Source organism: Chelativorans sp. YIM 93263 (assembly GCF_028767125.1).
Classification (GTDB): Bacteria; Pseudomonadota; Alphaproteobacteria; order Rhizobiales; family Rhizobiaceae; genus Chelativorans.
The window spans coordinates 26,137-42,752 of record NZ_JAKCWP010000005.1 but is presented as its reverse complement, the minus strand read 5'-3'; the positions used below and the strand labels follow the sequence as shown (position 1 = coordinate 42,752).

The 16,616-nt window shown below is 60.0% G+C and carries 17 protein-coding genes; 9 read left to right on the top strand and 8 right to left on the bottom strand.

Features of this window, described 5'->3' with window-relative positions:
- Positions 1–52 precede the first annotated feature (52 nt).
- From LY631_RS11685 to LY631_RS20490, 7 genes are all read left to right on the top strand, one after another.
- A complete protein-coding gene (locus LY631_RS11685; protein ID WP_274425560.1) occupies positions 53–1,090 on the top strand; it encodes an ABC transporter ATP-binding protein in 1,038 nt (345 codons plus the stop codon).
- The gene (locus LY631_RS11680; RefSeq protein WP_445082874.1) at positions 1,087–2,085 is read left to right on the top strand and encodes an ABC transporter ATP-binding protein; all 999 of its coding nucleotides are present in this window, start codon (positions 1,087–1,089) and stop codon (positions 2,083–2,085) included. Before LY631_RS11685 ends, LY631_RS11680 begins: the two co-directional genes overlap by 4 nt.
- Positions 2,086–2,090: 5 nt before the next feature.
- Positions 2,091–3,026 carry an ABC transporter permease gene (locus LY631_RS11675; RefSeq protein ID WP_274425558.1) on the top strand — a complete coding sequence of 312 codons (936 nt, stop codon included), beginning with the start codon at positions 2,091–2,093 and terminating at the stop codon, positions 3,024–3,026.
- Between the two features lie 4 nt (positions 3,027–3,030).
- Positions 3,031–3,936 (top strand): ABC transporter permease, encoded by a 906-nt coding sequence (locus LY631_RS11670; RefSeq protein ID WP_274425557.1) that lies wholly within the window; start codon positions 3,031–3,033, stop codon positions 3,934–3,936.
- Positions 3,937–3,947: 11 nt separating this feature from the next.
- Positions 3,948–4,859, top strand: a complete 912-nt coding sequence (locus tag LY631_RS11665) for a sugar phosphate isomerase/epimerase family protein (RefSeq protein WP_274425555.1) — start codon at positions 3,948–3,950, stop codon at positions 4,857–4,859.
- A gap of 659 nt (positions 4,860–5,518) precedes the next feature.
- Positions 5,519–6,925 carry an MFS transporter gene (locus LY631_RS11660; protein ID WP_274425554.1) on the top strand — a complete coding sequence of 469 codons (1,407 nt, stop codon included), beginning with the start codon at positions 5,519–5,521 and terminating at the stop codon, positions 6,923–6,925.
- Positions 6,926–7,159: 234 nt separating this feature from the next.
- Positions 7,160–7,417: a class II glutamine amidotransferase gene (locus LY631_RS20490; protein WP_445082873.1), complete on the top strand. Its 258-nt coding sequence runs from the start codon at positions 7,160–7,162 to the stop codon at positions 7,415–7,417.
- Positions 7,418–7,491: 74 nt separating this feature from the next.
- Here LY631_RS20490 and LY631_RS11655 read toward each other — a convergent pair whose 3' ends face one another.
- Both LY631_RS11655 and LY631_RS11650 read right to left on the bottom strand, forming a co-directional pair.
- On the bottom strand, positions 7,492–8,379 hold the full coding sequence (locus tag LY631_RS11655) for a serine hydrolase domain-containing protein (RefSeq protein ID WP_274425553.1): 888 nt from the start codon (positions 8,377–8,379) through the stop codon (positions 7,492–7,494).
- Between the two features lie 74 nt (positions 8,380–8,453).
- Positions 8,454–8,948 carry a DUF2938 domain-containing protein gene (locus LY631_RS11650; protein WP_274425552.1) on the bottom strand — a complete coding sequence of 165 codons (495 nt, stop codon included), beginning with the start codon at positions 8,946–8,948 and terminating at the stop codon, positions 8,454–8,456.
- Between the two features lie 80 nt (positions 8,949–9,028).
- Here LY631_RS11650 and LY631_RS11645 point away from each other — a divergent pair, with 80 nt between their 5' ends.
- A complete protein-coding gene (locus LY631_RS11645; protein ID WP_445082881.1) occupies positions 9,029–9,694 on the top strand; it encodes an ArsR/SmtB family transcription factor in 666 nt (221 codons plus the stop codon).
- Between the two features lie 71 nt (positions 9,695–9,765).
- The gene (locus LY631_RS11640; RefSeq protein ID WP_274425548.1) at positions 9,766–10,566 is read left to right on the top strand and encodes an SDR family oxidoreductase; all 801 of its coding nucleotides are present in this window, start codon (positions 9,766–9,768) and stop codon (positions 10,564–10,566) included.
- A 531-nt stretch (positions 10,567–11,097) separates the two neighbouring features.
- Here LY631_RS11640 and LY631_RS11635 read toward each other — a convergent pair.
- The 6 genes from LY631_RS11635 to LY631_RS11610 form a co-directional block, all read right to left on the bottom strand.
- A complete protein-coding gene (locus LY631_RS11635) occupies positions 11,098–11,661 on the bottom strand; it encodes a hypothetical protein (protein WP_274425547.1) in 564 nt (187 codons plus the stop codon).
- 209 nt (positions 11,662–11,870) lie between these two features.
- Positions 11,871–12,464: an exopolysaccharide biosynthesis protein gene (locus LY631_RS11630; RefSeq protein ID WP_274425545.1), complete on the bottom strand. Its 594-nt coding sequence runs from the start codon at positions 12,462–12,464 to the stop codon at positions 11,871–11,873.
- Between the two features lie 245 nt (positions 12,465–12,709).
- Positions 12,710–13,588 (bottom strand): manganese catalase family protein, encoded by an 879-nt coding sequence (locus LY631_RS11625; RefSeq protein WP_274425544.1) that lies wholly within the window; start codon positions 13,586–13,588, stop codon positions 12,710–12,712.
- A gap of 514 nt (positions 13,589–14,102) precedes the next feature.
- Complete coding sequence (locus tag LY631_RS11620) at positions 14,103–14,438, bottom strand: hypothetical protein (RefSeq protein ID WP_274425543.1); 336 nt, start codon at positions 14,436–14,438, stop codon at positions 14,103–14,105.
- Entirely contained in the window at positions 14,438–15,304 is an 867-nt protein-coding gene (locus LY631_RS11615; RefSeq protein ID WP_274425881.1) for a DUF6772 family protein, read from the bottom strand. Before LY631_RS11615 ends, LY631_RS11620 begins: the two co-directional genes overlap by 1 nt.
- A 61-nt stretch (positions 15,305–15,365) precedes the next feature.
- Positions 15,366–16,502 carry a mandelate racemase/muconate lactonizing enzyme family protein gene (locus tag LY631_RS11610; protein WP_274425542.1) on the bottom strand — a complete coding sequence of 379 codons (1,137 nt, stop codon included), beginning with the start codon at positions 16,500–16,502 and terminating at the stop codon, positions 15,366–15,368.
- Between the last annotated feature and the right edge of the window lie 114 nt (positions 16,503–16,616).

The window sequence follows — 16,616 nt, the reverse complement described above, 5'->3', positions numbered from 1 at the left end:
CTGTCTCACAAAAGACAGGCCCGCACTTTTCTCATAACTGCGAGCGGCCGATATGAGCGTGGTTTCCGAACCGCTTCTGACCATTAAGAATCTTACGGTCGAGTTCGACCAGGGGGCGCATTTCGTACGTGCACTCCATGGCGTCGATTTCGTGATCGAGCGAGGCCAATCCATCGGCATTGTCGGTGAATCGGGCTGCGGCAAGTCAATCACCTGGCTTGCTGCACTGGGTCTGCTTGGGTCGAAGGCGCGCACTGGTGGTTCGGTCCGCCTCGACGGGCAGGAAATCCTCAACTGCAGCGACCGCGCGCTTGCCCACCTAAGAGGCTCGCGCATTGCCATGATCTTTCAGGATCCGGCAAGTTCTCTCAATCCCGTGCATCGCATCGGACGGCAGATTGGTGAGGCACTGCGCCTTCATCGGGGGTTGACAGGCGCGGCGGCAAAGGCAGAGGCAACCCGGCTTCTCGACCGCGTTGGAATGTCCAACCCTGCCCAGAGGCTCAATGAATATCCGCATGAACTATCCGGCGGCATGAACCAGCGCGTAATGATCGCCATGGCATTGGCTGGCGAACCGGACCTGCTGATAGCCGACGAGCCGACCACCGCGCTCGACGCCACCATCCAGGCGCAGATCCTCGAACTTCTCAATAACCTGCGTCGGGAGAACGATATGGGCCTGGTGCTGATCTCGCATGATCTTGGCGTGGTGGCCGATATGGCCGAGCGTGTGGCAGTCATGTATTGTGGCCGTGTGGTCGAGGAAAGCCAGGTCGATCGCTTGTTTGATGCGCCGCGTCATCCTTATACGCGTGGCCTGATGGCTGCACTGCCGGACATCGACGGGCCGAAGCGCCGGCTGAAGGCGATCCCCGGTATGGTACCGCCGCCGCGCAATCTGCCCACCGGCTGCACATTCGCACCGCGTTGCGACCATGCGACCGAAGCCTGCGCGTCAAGGGTGCCGGGTCTTCGCCCGGCAGGTGCGCCACGTCATCGCGCCGCCTGCTTTCATCTTGAAGATCTTCCCGGAGGCTCGCGCCAGCCCGCTTCACCAGCCCAGCAGCCAGTGCAGGAGACCGTGTGATGCCCCTTGTCAGCGTGCGCGATCTGAAGCGGCACTACGATATCCGGCTGACCGGTGGTTTGTTTGGAAGGCGTGCGAAGCTGAAAGCGGTGGACGGCGTCAGCTTTGATCTCAAGATGGGCGAGACCCTCGGCCTGGTCGGAGAATCCGGTTGCGGCAAGTCGACGACGGCCAAACTTGTCCTCGGCCTCATTCCGGCGACTTCCGGAACAGTGAGTTTCGATGGTTCGGCTGTCACCGCCGCACATGATGCGCAGTGGCGACACATGCGCCGGCGCATGCAGATGATCTACCAGGACCCGCTCGGCGCGCTAGACCGGCGTCTGCCCGTATCTGCGCAGATTGGCGAGCCGATTGCCGTACACGAGCCTCATGTTCCGGCCGACGAACGGGAGGCGCGGGTTGGCGAGATCATGACCTCGGTGGGACTGAGGGCGGACCAGGCGGCAAGCTATCCGCACGAACTGTCCGGCGGTCAGCGTCAGCGCGTGGTGATTGCACGTGCCCTGGCGCTCCAACCGGATTTCATCGTGTGTGACGAACCGGTCTCCGCGCTTGATGTGTCAATCCAGGCGCAGGTGCTCAACCTGCTCGAAGACCTCAAGGAACGAAACGGCTTTACGTCGCTCTTCATCAGCCATGACCTGAAGGTGGTGCGACAGATGTCCGATCGCGTCGCTGTCATGTATCTGGGCATGATCGTGGAGGAGGGGCCGCCGGAGGATGTCTTCCATGCGCCGATGCATCCCTACACCCAGGCGCTCGTCTCGGCGATTCCCACGCCTTCCAGGCGGGGCAAGCGTGAGCGCATCGTGCTTGAAGGCGACCCGCCGAATCCCGTCAACAAGCCATCCGGCTGCCCGTTTCATCCGCGTTGTCCTTCTGCGATGTCTGAATGCCGGGAATTCCAGCCGATGCTGGCGAGCCATGGATCGCGCAAGGTCGCCTGTCACCTCCGCCCCGCGCCTTCGGCCGGCCTCATTGCAGCGGAGTAGAGTCGATGTTTGCTTACATCCTAAACCGCGTTGCCCGCGCTGTGCTGACGCTCATCATCATTGTGTCGCTGGCCTTTGTCATTCTGCGCATGTCAGGCGATCCGGCTATCATGATCCTCGGCCCCGAGGCGCCGCCGCAGGCGGTGGAGGCGTTCAGGAAGGCCTGGGGTCTGGATCAACCCATCTGGGTCCAGTATGCGAAGTATTTCGGTGCAGTAATCCAGGGAGACCTGGGTAATTCCATGCGCGATGGCCGAGCAGCGCTTGAGGTCGTCTGGGAGCGGGTTCCTCTTACGCTCGCGATAACAGTTCCGGCGCTGCTGCTAAACATCCTCATAGGCCTTCCGGCAGGCGTGCTGGCCGCGCTTTTCCGCAATACAGCCTATGACCGGCTTATCATGATGGTCTCGGTTATCGGGTTCACCGTCCCGAGCTTCGTGATGGGACTTACACTGTCACTCCTATTAGCCGTGTGGCTGCGTCTGCTGCCATCGGGGGGATCGGGTACGGTTGCGCATGCGGTATTGCCGGTCGTGACCATGGGCATAATCGGTGCGGCCGTCATCGCGCGCTTCACCCGCTCGGCCATGCTCGAGGTGCTGGGCCAGCCCTATATCCGCACGGCTTCCGCCAAAGGCGTGCCATGGTCGCAGGTTATCACCCGCCACGCGCTCGCCAATGCTGCCATTCCGACCATGACGATCATCGGTTTCATGGTGGGGTCGCTGGTCGCGGGTGCTGTGGTTGTCGAAAGCGTCTTTTCGTGGCCGGGCGTGGGGCGTCTGCTCGTCACCGCCGTGGCCAATCGCGACCTCGCGGTCGTACAGGTGATCCTGCTTCTGATCGGTTTCACTATGGTCGCGGCGAACCTCGCGGTCGATCTTCTTTATGGCTGGGTCGATCCGCGCATGCGCACCAAGACCGCAACTGCTGGAGCCTGAGGATATGAGCACCGAGACCCTTCCATCTGAGCAGGCCGATGCCGGCGGCAGCGTCTTTTCCTCAAAGAATGTCCTTCGCGTCTTTTTCGAGAAATGGCCTCTTGCGGTACTGCTCGCGTTATCCTGGATCGCACTCTTGGTGATCATTGTCGCTTTCGCGCCCTTCATCGCACCTTATGACTATCTGGCGATTAGCCTGACCGACCGTCTGGCGCCTCCCCTCTTTCTCGGCGGCGGATGGGCTCATCCCCTGGGCACGGATGAGTTAGGACGCGACGTGCTGTCCCGCCTCCTGATGTCGGTGCGCATTTCCATCGTGATCGCGTTTCTCTCGACGCTCATAGCCGCGACCCTCGGTGTATCCCTCGGTTTCATTGCGGCCTATTTCCGCGGCAAGGTTGAGCAGCTTGTATTGATGCTGATTGATGCGCAGGCAGCAATGCCTTTCATGATCATCGCGCTTGCAGTGCTCGCCTTCTTTGGCAATTCTCTGATGCTCTTCACCATATTGATGGGCTTCTACGGCTGGGAACGCATCGCCCGCATTGCCCGCGGCCTTGCCCTGTCTGCCAATGAGCAGGGTTATGCCACTGCGGTCCGCGATATCGGGGCGTCACCGTGGAGGATCTATGGCCGGCACATCCTGCCGAACATCGCATCAACGCTCATCGTTTCCATGACGCTCAACTTTCCCGAAGTGATCCTGCTGGAATCCGGGCTTTCCTTCCTCGGACTGGGTGTCCAGCCGCCGCTTTCCTCGCTTGGCAACATGGTTGGCTACGGTCGCGACTATATTCAGTCGGCACCGTGGATCATGCTGGCACCGAGCGTCGTCATCGTCCTCACCACGCTTGCCATCTCGATCGTCGGCGACTGGCTGCGTGACCTGTTCGACCCGACGCTGTCTTGAAAGGACCAGACATGTCTGCACTCGGTACCGGAATCTCTGCGCAACTGGAAAAGACGGATCTCACCGACTTTGCCGGCATTCTTGACAATATCCAGTCACTCGGCGCGGAGACCATCGAAATTCCGCTCTACGACATGGATGTCGTGGTGGGTGGCAGGATCCGCCCAGAACGCCTGAAGCTTCTCACCGATGCCTGCAACGGTCGTGATGTGACGTATACGGTCCATGGGCCGCTTGCGACCAATTTCCTGGACCAGTCATTTCGCATTCCCCGCCACATGGAAGTGCTGAAGGCATCGCTTGATGCGAGTGCCGAGATCGGGGCTGTTCATTACGTGATGCATACGGGGCTGATCCCGATGCAGCTTTCCGAAGGGATCGAGGCGGCGTACGAGCGACAGCGCGAACAGCTCGCCATTGCTGGCGACTATGCGCGTGATCGTGGCGTCATCCTTTGCGTGGAGAACCTGTTTGGCGGTTACGAGGGCAAGGTGCATACGGCTACACCTGCACGCTTGGCTCGCGAACTGGCGGAAATCGACCATAGCCATGTTCTGGCGACGCTCGACTTCAGTCACGCCTATCTGCACTGCAATTTTCTCGGCCTCCACTTTCTGACCGAGGTTGAGCAGTTCGCGCCCTATGCCAAGCATCTGCACATGCATGACTCCTTCGGCCGGCAGGACGATACCTGGATGTTCACCGATGGCGAGCGCACCGCCTATGGGCACGGCGACCTTCACCTGCCCGTGGGGTGGGGCAATATCCCGTGGGATGACATCTTCACGCGCTGCAGCTTTCCCGACGAGACCGTCCTCAACATCGAGTTGAAGAAGCGCTACTGGTATGAGGCGCACAACGTGATCGCCACGACGAAGAATTATGCTTCGCGTGTCCGCTCGTACGAACGTGCGGCGGCCTGACCAGTGGCGTGATACCAACGGGGACATGCGCTGACTCGTTGGAGTCTTCCTGTTCCGGCTGAACCGTGATTCCTTGGGCGGAAAGGAGATTCGCTTAAGGGTTCGCCGACCAGTTTGCGCACGGACTATTCGCCGCCGCAGCTTCGCCAACTCGCTAACGATCCAGAAGTACCAACCAAAGCCGTCGCTTGCTTTCGCTGGCGACGGTTCTGGACGGGATCTTCTTCAATCGCTGAAAGGTATTCGTGGATCTCCTAGCCAGGGGCGACATCGATATGTTCGTCCCATGATAGGCCTGGATCAGATCACGAAGGAAGCGATGCTAGCGACGAATAGATACCGATCCGAATATTCCCGACTTCGGAGCATCCGAACGATGATACCTCGCACATGCGCTCAACTTCGTCGAGAACAGCACCGTCAGCGAGCAGATCGCTTGCCCTGCGCCAGCTAAGGTGGCTGGGCGCGGCACTGCGCTTTCGAAGTACCGCTCCGCACTGCATGGCCCTCCCACGGAGCGATTGACACCTTTCTCGGTTCGAACTATCAATCAATAATATAATTGAATGATATTCAAGTAAGTGGCCCTTGGCTTCGTCCTGGATATGTGGAGGGGCGGATTCTCAACCCGGGCGACCTTGGCAACATCGAGGGCCTATATGACCGGTACCCATCTCCCACAAAACAATCGAACCCTTGCATTCGCGGTGCTTGCGGCCGTGCAAGCAACGCTCATCTTTACCATCGCCCTCATCACGGTTCCGCTCCCAGTCATAGCCGATGAGTTCCATTTGACAGCTGCCGATATGCTACTGGTGCTTGCTGCCTATGGGCTTCCATTCAGTGGGCTTTTGCTGTTCGGAGGTCGCTTGGCGGACCGGTTTGGTGGGCGGTGCATGTTCGCCATCGGACTGATCGTCTTCGGCGTATCGTCGGCCATTGCCGCCGGCTCGCCTAGCTTTCCCGTTTTGGTCGCGATGCGCCTAGCGCAGGGGATCGGCGGGGCCATGGTCGCGCCGGCCGCGATGGCGGTTCTAAGAGCTCTTTTTCCCGAACCGGCGGCCTTCGGCCGGGCAATGGCGACCTGGGGCGGGGTGTCGGTGCTGGGCGCGGTGCTTGGCTTCATCGTCTCGGGTGTGCTCACTTCCTGGATCTCGTGGCGCTGGATGTTCGCCATTCCGGTTGCCGTTTCCCTCATTGGCCTGAGCGCCGCGGTGGAACTGTTGCCGCGCGGTCGCAGCGCCAATAAGGATCGGAAACCAACGTTGGATTTGGTGGGCGCGGTCTTTGCCACGCTCGGCATATCGCTCTCCAGTTTCGGCCTGATCGCCACGGACGATCACGGCTGGACCTCGATGATGGTGCTTCTGCCCCTTTTGACAGGCCTTGCGCTGCTCATCGCCTTCTTTCTCATCGAGCGAAAGGTGCGCGATCCACTGCTCCCGCCCGGTTTTATTCTGGAGCCGGTCCGTATCACTGGGCTCGTGGGCATGTTTCTCGCGGCAGCGGGCTCGGGCGTCGTCAATTTTGTACTTTCCCTCTACCTTCAGCAGGTTTTGGGATGGTCGCCCCTGATGACGGCGGTTGCTTTCCTCCCATTCGCCGTGGCGCTCATCGCCACGGGGCAAGCGGCAGCGCCGCTGGTCGGGCGCTTCGGTCCGGCGCGCATTACCGGCGTGGGCCTGATGCTGGCTGCTGTCGGACTTGGTCTGCTAACACAGTTGGCGCCGGAGACGCGCTATCTACAGGGTCTCTTGCCGGGCCTAGTCCTCGTTGCGGTCGGTATCTCGCTGGCTTTTTCCGGATCGGCCGTACTTTCAATGACGAACGTCCCGCAGCATAGAGCGGGGCTCGCCGGCGGCGTGATGAACACGGCGATGGAACTTGGTCCCACGGTGGGACTCGCGATCCTGATGTCGGTAGCGGCCACCCAAGTGGAGACGGTGACAGGCTACGCCTGGGCTTTTGGAACGGCCGCTATGGCCTACACTATCGTCGCGCTGCTTTCCTTCGCGTTTTCCGGTCGAGCCACGACATCGGCCGCAGCGGGGGCATCCCATGAGTAAGCAGGCAGCTGCTTCCCAGGGTGCGATCGCTGGAGCGGAAACGCCGGCGGTACCCGCTCCGATCTACCTCCTTGGCGTGACGATATTCGCTATCTCGACCTCCGAATTCAACCTTCAGTATCGACTTCTGCTCATCTGCGAATTTCGTTCATTTGAGAAGCTGCGCAATGGGAGGCGAACTACCTGTTCAGCAATGGCGAGCATCTATTCGTTCATGCCCACACGTATCTACACATGCTCCAACGGCAGTGCACAGTTGATGACCACCGGCAGAACGTTGTCCTCCTCGCGACGCAACCGTTGACCGACGATGAGAACTGGCGCTGCCTTGTGCCAAACACGATCACCGCGTTCCAGCGTGGCGAGATGATAGCTCAGAAAGCCACTTCTGGGGCTGCAACAAGGGAGCGTGGAAGGCACACAAAAAGAGGCCGAAGCCTTCCGGATCCGAAAAGTCGAGGCGGCCGCAAACGCCGCGCGCATCGAAGCTGAAAAGGACATGTTCTGGGAGTGCAGCTAGGTCTGCCCGGCCGGCAGGCCACTTGACCGGCAAACTTGTCCGGTCTTCAGGGCCCGGCCAATGAGCACGCGCAGAGCTCCGCCTGCCCCTCGTCTGTGCCATCTGTGAAGCACGCCACTGTCATAGGCACTTGGCGATCGGGGAAGTGATACACAGCATTGACGCAGAACGGGCCGCCACCTGAATGACCGATGGCGCGCCCGCTGCGTCCCATGGTGCCGCTCATGAGGCCAAGCGCATAACCACACTCAGTCCATGGTCTCCCCGGAATGGCGCCGCCAAGGGGGTAACGTACCAGCAGTTGTTTTAAAGCTGCCGCACCCAAAATCTGCTGATGAAACAACGCGTGCAGCAGCCGTGCGGCATCCGCCGCGGTTCCTGTCAGGCATCCATGATAGACCCAGCCGGGATGATAGTTTCGGGCTGCTTTCCAGTAGACACTGGCAAGTTGCTGGCAGGTCGTTGCCAGTTCAAGGCTCTCAAGTCCCAGCGGGTCGCCGATCAGTTCATCCACCAACTGTGCTAGAGAAAGGCCGGAAACACGCTCGAGCGTTTCACGGACGAGCAGGTAACCTATGTTGGAGTAGGACCAACCATGTCCGGGCTCGAAGAGTAAGCCTTCCCGACGCACCGCGTGCATCAGTTGCTGCCGCGTCCAAGGCTCTTCATCTGCAGCAACGGCGTCGTGGTAAGAAGCCAACTGACCATAATCCCTCAACCCCGATGTATGGCCGAGCAGTTGGCGAAGTGTGTATGGCTCGCTCTCCGGTGTCGCCTCAAGACTCAGTTGATCCCGTTCGCAGAGTTTCAGCGTACAGATTGCTATGACGGTTTTGGTGGAGCTCCAGTAGGGGAAGCGAGCCGATGAATCTCCGCTACCACCAAGAACCCCATCGCTCGTGATCCACGCAGAATGAGTTTGTGCGTCAAGCATGACTGAGTGTTGCATTACGATTGGCTCTGTCTGGAGGAGAAAATGCTCGCCCCAATTGGCAGTATACCAACGCATCATATTTGGGAAACTACCCACGCGCCGACAAAAAGCCCGAGACCGAAAACGGTGTGCGCGATGAAGCTGCGCCAGCGGGCCACGTTCGGCCGCGGGGTCTTCGATGCAGCGATCCCAAAACCGAATCCGGGCTGCAGTATGAAGAATGGCGCCAGCAGGGTTATCCAGCCCGTCACCAAGGCCGGCCACAATGTCGGTGCTTCGACCCAGCCGGGCCCCGCCACCGCCAGCAGTGCTGCGGCAAAGATAACGCTGGTCGCATAATGGGTCACCCACCCGATAGCTTTTTCGCCGGCTATGGGGCCGGCCTGAGCGATGTTTGGATGGCTCAGCGTTCCTGAAGCGAAGTGCCCGATCCAGCGACCGACGAAAGCATAGTTCAGCGACGGTATGGCAAAAGCCACCTTCACAAAGAGTGCCCAAAGATCCATGACGATCGTCGCGACGATGCCTATCGCAATGGCGTTCAAGACCCACTCGATCCACATACTCATATCCGCTTGACCCCAATTTATCGCTTCCTTGAATAATTCAATGGATTGATTGATTCAAGGAAGCGATATATATGTCAAGTATGGATATCGAACGCGCACAGTTGGCTCTTTTTACAGAACTCGCCGAAATCGCACGCACGCTTGGCAGCCCGCACCGCCTCATGCTTCTGCAGCATGTGGCCCAAGGAGCGCGCTCGGTAGAGCGGCTTGCCGAACTCACGGGTCTTTCGGTGGCCAATGCCTCGCAGCATCTGCAGCACCTGAAGCGGAACAACCTCGTCGCCACCGAGCGCGATGGAAAGCGTGTGCTCTACAGCCTTGCGGGCGGCCCCATCAACGAAGTCCTGGGCGCGTTGACCCGACTTGCCGAGCACCAGCGGGCCGAAATCCACTCGGTAATCTCAGACAGCTTCACCCAGCGCGAGCGCCTTGAGGGTATCTCGCGCGAGGAGTTGCTCGAACGGCTGCGTGACTCCTCGGTCACCCTGCTTGATGTCCGCCCACAGGAGGAGTTCGCCATGGGGCATCTTCCGGGCGCCATCAACATTCCGGTCGAAGTGCTCGAGGAACATCTATCCATGCTGCCGCAGGATCACGAGTTGGTCGCCTATTGCCGGGGCCCACACTGCGTACTTTCGACCAGCGCTGTGGACACGCTGCGCAAGAAGGGCATCAAGGCACGGCTTCTGGACGCGGGGTTCCCCGAGTGGAAAGCGGCCGGTCTCACCGTGGAGACCGGCGTGTAACCCTCGCCCCTGCTACTTGCTTCCATCTTGCGGTCAGCGATCTCACGCGATGCTGGTTTAAAGAGTTCGTGATGCGCAAACTTACGAAGGACATGTCAGTGTTTGCCGAGGCTGCACAACTGAAAGAGAAACGGGTCGTCATCACTGGTGCGGGGAGGGGCCTCGGAGCTGCGCTGGCGATAATCCTGGCAGACATGGGTTGCCGACCGATTCTCTGTGGCAGAGACGACAAGGCGCTGCTTTCCGTACATCGTGTGATCGCAGAGCGAGTGCAGCACGACGCGCCGATCGTCGAACTTGATCTAGCCGATGCCGAAAGCGTGGAGCGGGCGGTTCGTCGAATCGAAGGACTCGCGACGCCGGTGGATATGCTCATCAACAACGGTGCGATGTGGCTTGAAGCAGCACATCAGCCTCATCCCGCTGAAGAGGTGGTTGCTACGGTAAATGCCGCCGTCACGGGCACGTTTCTGCTGACTCAGGGGCTGCTCCCCCTTTTACGTCAGTCGGTCACGCCGGACGTCGTGACCATAGGCTCGATCAGCGGGCTGCCCAATGCTCCGTTGCACAGCGCCGCCGTACCATTCTACGCTGCGAAGCGGGGACAAACGGCAATTGGAGAAGGTTTGCGGCAGCAATTGAGAGGTACGAACGTCCGCTCGATTGTGGTGCACCCCCCCTATCTCGACGATACACTGCCCACGGATCCCGAGTGGCAAGCGTCATCAAATCTGCAGAAGAATGCGCGAGCGACGACGCGCGATGTTGTGGAAGCGGTGATCTTTGCCATCACGCGGCCGCGGCACATTACGCTGGATATCATCCTGGATGCCGATGAGGGTGGTTTGCACGCGTTAGCTCCCGACCCATGATCCTCTCTCGCCCATACAGCATCTTCAACTGTATGAGCAGTCTCGCTTGCCTTCACCAGCAGCGCCGCGAATGCAGCGATGTCTTTTTCGTTGGACGGGGGCCGCTTCAGGTTTTTGATGATGCACGCAGCCAATCAGGCGAAGCTGCGTATCGGGTTTTCCTTGTTGGCGAAGAGGGCGGGCCGGTCAAAACGGGCACTGCAATACCGCTGCCGTCGCAGGCTTTTGAAACCGTCTCTGCCGAACCCATGAACGCCGCCCACTGACCAGGCCAACGCGCGCATCTGCGACCACGCCGTTCTCGACGCGGACAGCCGCGGCGGCCGGGACGACCGCAAAGGCAAACGATCCGCGATCACAGATTTTGTGGTAGGTCGAGCCGCAAGCTCGAGCTGCGGACTTTCGTGAAACCGCGATCTCTGACGAGAGGAGCACGCTCTGTATCGCATCCGATTCTGGCTCGCGCGGCGCAGAGCGCTGCTTAAAGGGATCTGAAGGCCCGACCGTGCGCCGGAGCCTTCAGATTACCTGCTATTCCGTGGCGCTAGAGCAGAAGTCCCTCACTTCCGAGCTATAGTCTGACGGGTTGCTCAGAACGTTCGAGCACCGTTGGCGGAGCTGTTGCACCTCTTCTTCGGTCAACTCCTCGATTGCTCCAACTGTCCTAGGGTCGAAATCGTCAGAGTCGGCCGCGGTGAGGGGAGCTTCGCCGGTGTCCGCCCCGGACGTGTTCTCGCTTTCGGCAGCAGTGGACCCGTTAGATCCGGTTGCAGCGCCGCTGGAGGAGCCGGAATTCTGGCCGGCACCATTGCTTCCGCCGACGGAAACATCTGCATCCGCATTAGCGCCGCTTCCGCCACCGGCGGATACGTCGGCGTCAGCGTCGACACCGTCTTCCGCCGAAGCGTCGACATCTGCCTCAACGCCGTCATCGCCGCCGACGCTCGCGTCAACGTCAGCGTTCACACCATCTTCGCCGCCGATGCCTACATCAGCATCTGCATCTACTTGTGCCAATGCGGGGAGTGAAACGCTCGCTGCTAGCAGACCGCCAGCCAAAGCGGCCAGTACTCCATATTTTCGTTCGAACATCATGAACCTCTTGTCTCCGGTGGGTCAACCAGGATACTTCAAACGAGGGGACCGGGGCATGGTTCCCATTTCGACGTCAGTTCGTCCTGCTGTAATGGGGCAAAGCAGCCGAGGGCGGCTCTCCGCGCCATCCTGCTAAACGCTGGCACTGCGCACTGGCGGAACCCTCCAGCAACGGCATCGCCTCCGTTTCGTCCCAGACCAACGCACCTCTAAAGCAGCGTTGTCGCTATTACATATGCAGCACCGCCGGCGAACGCCGCGGCGATCAGGGTAAGGACACCATCATGCGCGATGAGGGCGAGGCCGAAGGCCGCGATCGCAGCCCAAGAGATGGTGCCGCCGAAAGGGACGACTTCTAATGGCGGAATCGTTAGGGCAACAATGATGCAGATCGCGGCCGCGGGTCGCAGGAAAGGTGGCCGGGTGAGCCAGGAAAGTCGTGGATTGATCAGTTTGTCGACAAACCGTGCAACAGGCCTAACATAGCCGATCGTCGTCTTCAGTTTTCCCTGATCAATGCTACGCCGAACCACGAAACCAGGTATCCAGAAGCGGTTCCGCCCTATCACCAACTGCGCGGCGATGAGAATCGTCGTGCCGGCCAGAACGGTCGGTATGCCAGGAATGCCCCCAAGCGGAGTAAAGGCAACCAGGGCAAGAACCAGCAGAAGCGGCCCGAATGATCGGTGGCCGACCTCATCAAGCAGGTTGTCCACTGAAACGTTACCCCCACTGCCGTCGGCTTCTGCGAGCCTATCCAGCAGTTGCCCCAAGCTCTCTGGCTGGGCTCTCTGATCACCCATCATTCCCTCCGATTCGCTCTTTAACCGCCGCGTTCTAGATCGGGTTCCACCGGACCGAACCCCACGTACCTGAAGCGTGAAGCCCGCTTTCGGGAGGGCTCAGTGGGCGCGGACACTGGTTGCGAGAATATCCGCTTCTAAATTTCGGCGTTCGCCCTGCAGATCGCCAATTGTGAAGGGATCGATTGAGGCCAGGTGCCGGCCAGGGCGCGTGTGGCGTCCTGACCGAGCACATCTTCGCCGCTCTATGATGCGGATGGCGGAATCGGCTTTTTTGGAGTCCCGTGTAGGAGTGGATCGCCTTGGTCGAGCTCTTCGACCGTTTCACCCATCGGTTGCGGATCTTCCAGGTATTCGAACTCGCCTTTTTCGTCGGGCGTTTTGCCCTTGGCCCAGCGGCCCTTCTGACTTTCGGTGCCGTCGGAGCATTTCCAGTACTGATAGGCCACCTCAGATTTTTCCCGCTCCTGCGGAAAGCTCATGGGAACCGGGGTCCCATCCAGCCCCTCTTCTTCGAGTTCGGCTATTGCGGCCAACCATTGGTTCTGGTGCATGGTGTCGCGGGCAATCAAAAACGAGAGCATGTCCCGCACTCCCGGATCATCCGTCATCTCGTAAAGCCGACACACCTGAAGGCGGCCCTGCGATTCGGCGGTCACGTTGAACCGGAAATCGGCCAGCAGGTTACCCGAGGATATCGTGTAGCGCGCATTCCAGGGATAGCCGACGCTGTCGGTCGGCGTCGCGCCCTGGCCGGAGACAATGGCATGCTGTGGATTCATTCCGGCGACGATGACATCCTCCACCCGCGAGCCACCAAGCACCGCGCCAACTGCGGAATTCTTTGCTGCATCCTCGCGCGCCTCGACAGGAGAGCTCTCCAGCAGTCGAGCGATCATGGTAGAGAGCATCTCGACATGTGCAATCTCCTCGGTGCCGATATCGAGAATCATATCGCGGTATTTCATAGGGGCGCGGCAGTTCCATCCCTGAAAGAGATACGTCATCATGACGCTTATCTCTCCCCACTGCCCTCCGAGAACTTCTTGTAACTTCTTTGCATAAACGGGGTCTGGTCGTTCGGGCTTTGCGTTGTATTGAAAATCATTTGTTCGGAAGAACATTGGCTTTCTCCATCATTGTTGCGAGCCGGACCGGGGTCCGCGGCAAACTCGCAACAAGTGGGAACTTGGCAGGTTCCGTTCGTTCATCGAAACCTAATAAAAACCCGAAAAATTTTATCGGAGACGCGCGGGTAGCTTCGACATCCTTGCAGGAGCGCTCTTCATGCGGATGGTGGCGACGCACCGGACGAGGATGCCAGGCGGGTTTGGACTAGTGTTCGAAGCCATTAGTCGAACTTCGGCTCTTAGGGCAACCGCACCTGCTGCTTCGCCGTAGGCGACGTCCGCTATTGGTAGCGGCAAAGCCGCTCTCTATGACTGACATGAGCCGATTGCTATCATTTGCAACTCGGAGAATAGAGGTCGCCAATTGGTCAAATTGAGACCATCGTGGCGGATAGGAAACGGTGCCCACGTTACCTCGCTCAACGGTGTTGCAGCGGCTGAGGCGCGGGGAGGCTCAGAGGATCGTCTCCGAGCGGAAAGCAAGACCGGGTATCGCGCGCGAGCTTGACTAGGCTTTCAGGTGCATCGTGACCAGAACGGTCGATTCCGTACCGTCTGCGAAATTGGCCCGCACCCTCAACCAGTTTCCGAAATGGGAGACGCGTGCTGCAGCGATGCCGTCTTTCTCCGCCGGTAAGGCGAACTCGCTTCCCTCGCCGATCCAGTGCATCCCGTCCGGCGAAATCTCCACCCGCGCCGTCGGCTGTTTCCCGATCGGCTCCTTCATGGCGCGCACGAATATGACCGCCTCGCGTGCCCATCCGGCTTCGTGCGGCTCGCTCGCGGCTTGTCCTGTCCAGCGCTCGTTGCGTGTGACGATGGCGGTGATGTTCTCCGGCAGCATCAGAAGTCCCCCGATATGCAAACGGAATCAACATAGAGGAAGGCGCGCTTGTCCGTGTCCGTCTCTGCAAAAAGAGCGATGTTGAGCATGCACCACAGGTTCTTCATCGCCGGGATTCTGATGGAATCGAAGCTGGACATATCGAACACGCGGTCGTTGCACTGGAAGGACAAGGCCTCCATGGAGACAAGATCGAAGTCGAAGCGCAGATAGGTCCAGTTCACCTTGGTGGGGATTTCGTTGTAGCAAAGGCGCTGCCCGCCATCGGGAACGTCCTCCCAGCCCTCCGGCGCGAGATGGTAGTGGCTCAAAGTCTTCTGCGAGGGTCCGATCGGGGTGAACTCGGCGTTGTGCCGCTTTAACTGCCACTTCTGCACATGCTCTCCATCGAGCGCGTTGAGAAAGCGGACGTGGGGCATAACGCGTTCGCTGTCGCCATCCCTGTCGCCGCCCTGCAGGTCGAAGAGAAAGCCGACGGAGCGCACGTCGCTCTCGCTCAGCTTCAGTTCCGTCGCCTCGGGCTTGAAGGTGAAGTAGAATTCCAGGCGGATCGGACATCGCTTGCGGAACGTCAGGCGCTTGATCGCGACGTTCTGGGCGCCTTTCTTCGGGCGTGTGGCGATCTTCAGGGCATAGGAACTGTCGTGTCCCCCGTGCGAGCCGGCATCCCAGTGCGCCAGCGTGGACAGCATGGGACTGGTGTGCTGGGCATAGCCGGGCAGCATGGTGCCGATGTCGTTCTCATAGTTGCCCACGAGTTGCGACCAGCCGCAATGGCCGCGCGAGAACTCGTCATGGCAGATGATGCGTGGCAGCGGGTCGAAGCGGCTAAGCTTCGGGTCCATTCGCAGCATGGCGATGCGCATCGCCTCGGCGATTTCACTTTTGGTGGAACTGTCGTTCAATGTCCTGTCCTCGCCCATCGTCTCAGCTGGCCCGGAGGCGTGCCACCGCGTCCCAATCGACTTCGATGCCGAGGCCGGGTCCGGTAGGCACGGGGAGGTACCCGTTCTTTTGCCGGTCGGCCCCCGGCGCGGCGCCGGTGATCGCGGTCTTGAAGGGACTGGAGTCCGTCTCGCATTCCATGGCGCGCAGATTGGGCATGGCAGCGGCCAGGTGAACGCTGGCGGTCTCACATACGATGCCCGACATACCGATATGTGGAGCGTAGGAAACGTCGTGGGCCGCCGCGAATTCCGCCATGCGGCGCGTCTCGGTAATGCCGCCCGAGCGGGCGACGTCGGGTTGCAGATAAGAGAGGGTGCGGTTGGCAACGAGGCGCATCGCCTGGTCGAGCGTGTAGTTGCTTTCGCCCGCCGCGAGCGGTGTCGCGCACTGGCGGCGCAGCTGTTCGTAGCCCTGCTCATCCTCGGGCCTGAGCGGCTCCTCGAACCAGAAATAGCCGTTGGCTGTCAGCGCGCGGCCCACGTCCACCGCCTCCTCGAGCGTATAGGCCCAGTTAGCATCGGCGCAGAGCTCAATGTCGTCGCCAGCGCGCTTGCGCAGCCGCTCGATGCGGCGGCATGCATCCCGGACGGGATCGGCGACCTTCACCTTTACCCGTGGAAAACCTTTTTCGAGATAGCGGTCGAGCTCGCCATCCATGAATTCGTCGGTGCCCCAGTTGACCGAAGCCGCGTAGACTGGAACCTGCGTACGCCCGACGCCGCCCAGCAGCCGGAAGATCGGCAGGCCGGCGATCTTGCCCATGATGTCCCACAAGGCGATGTCGACGCCGGCGATCGCCTCAATCAGCATGCCGCCCGCACGCCCCGACAGGGCCCGGCGCATCGTGCGCCAGTGCTGCATGATGTCCGTCGGGTTCTGCCCGATAAGACGCGGTTTGAGCGATGTCTCGATCAGTTCGGCGTAAGCTTTCGGAGAAAAACGGGCGAGGGTTTCACCGACGCCCACAAAACCGGCATCGGTGCGGATCTCGACGAGCACGATCGAGACCTCCGTGTACTTCCCCCACGACGTGACCGTTGGTCGGGGCAGCGTCTGCGTTAGCGGATGGGCGATGACGTCCACGATCTTCACGTCGGCGGGGTTTGCATCTGACACCGAATGGCCTCCCTGGCTGCTTCTTGCCTCTCTAATAGACCAGAGTAGATTTCTTGGCAACTAACCAACTTAGTTGCTAAGTTATCAAGCCTTGTGCTAAGAGGGCTGCAAAGG

What these genes read in the sequence shown, in the direction of transcription:
- LY631_RS11685 (WP_274425560.1), top strand. Translation starts at nt 53, where the DNA reads ATGAGCGTGGTTTCCGAACCGCTTCTGACCATTAAGAATCTTACGGTC.
- LY631_RS11675 (WP_274425558.1), top strand. Translation starts at nt 2,091, where the DNA reads ATGTTTGCTTACATCCTAAACCGCGTTGCCCGCGCTGTGCTGACGCTC.
- LY631_RS11670 (WP_274425557.1), top strand. Translation starts at nt 3,031, where the DNA reads ATGAGCACCGAGACCCTTCCATCTGAGCAGGCCGATGCCGGCGGCAGC.
- LY631_RS11665 (WP_274425555.1), top strand. Translation starts at nt 3,948, where the DNA reads ATGTCTGCACTCGGTACCGGAATCTCTGCGCAACTGGAAAAGACGGAT.
- LY631_RS11660 (WP_274425554.1), top strand. Translation starts at nt 5,519, where the DNA reads ATGACCGGTACCCATCTCCCACAAAACAATCGAACCCTTGCATTCGCG.
- LY631_RS20490 (WP_445082873.1), top strand. Translation starts at nt 7,160, where the DNA reads ATGCTCCAACGGCAGTGCACAGTTGATGACCACCGGCAGAACGTTGTC.
- LY631_RS11655 (WP_274425553.1), bottom strand. Translation starts at nt 8,379, where the DNA reads ATGCTTGACGCACAAACTCATTCTGCGTGGATCACGAGCGATGGGGTT.
- LY631_RS11650 (WP_274425552.1), bottom strand. Translation starts at nt 8,948, where the DNA reads ATGAGTATGTGGATCGAGTGGGTCTTGAACGCCATTGCGATAGGCATC.
- LY631_RS11645 (WP_445082881.1), top strand. Translation starts at nt 9,029, where the DNA reads ATGGATATCGAACGCGCACAGTTGGCTCTTTTTACAGAACTCGCCGAA.
- LY631_RS11640 (WP_274425548.1), top strand. Translation starts at nt 9,766, where the DNA reads ATGCGCAAACTTACGAAGGACATGTCAGTGTTTGCCGAGGCTGCACAA.
- LY631_RS11635 (WP_274425547.1), bottom strand. Translation starts at nt 11,661, where the DNA reads ATGATGTTCGAACGAAAATATGGAGTACTGGCCGCTTTGGCTGGCGGT.
- LY631_RS11630 (WP_274425545.1), bottom strand. Translation starts at nt 12,464, where the DNA reads ATGGGTGATCAGAGAGCCCAGCCAGAGAGCTTGGGGCAACTGCTGGAT.
- LY631_RS11625 (WP_274425544.1), bottom strand. Translation starts at nt 13,588, where the DNA reads ATGTTCTTCCGAACAAATGATTTTCAATACAACGCAAAGCCCGAACGA.
- LY631_RS11620 (WP_274425543.1), bottom strand. Translation starts at nt 14,438, where the DNA reads ATGCTGCCGGAGAACATCACCGCCATCGTCACACGCAACGAGCGCTGG.
- LY631_RS11615 (WP_274425881.1), bottom strand. Translation starts at nt 15,304, where the DNA reads ATGCGCATCGCCATGCTGCGAATGGACCCGAAGCTTAGCCGCTTCGAC.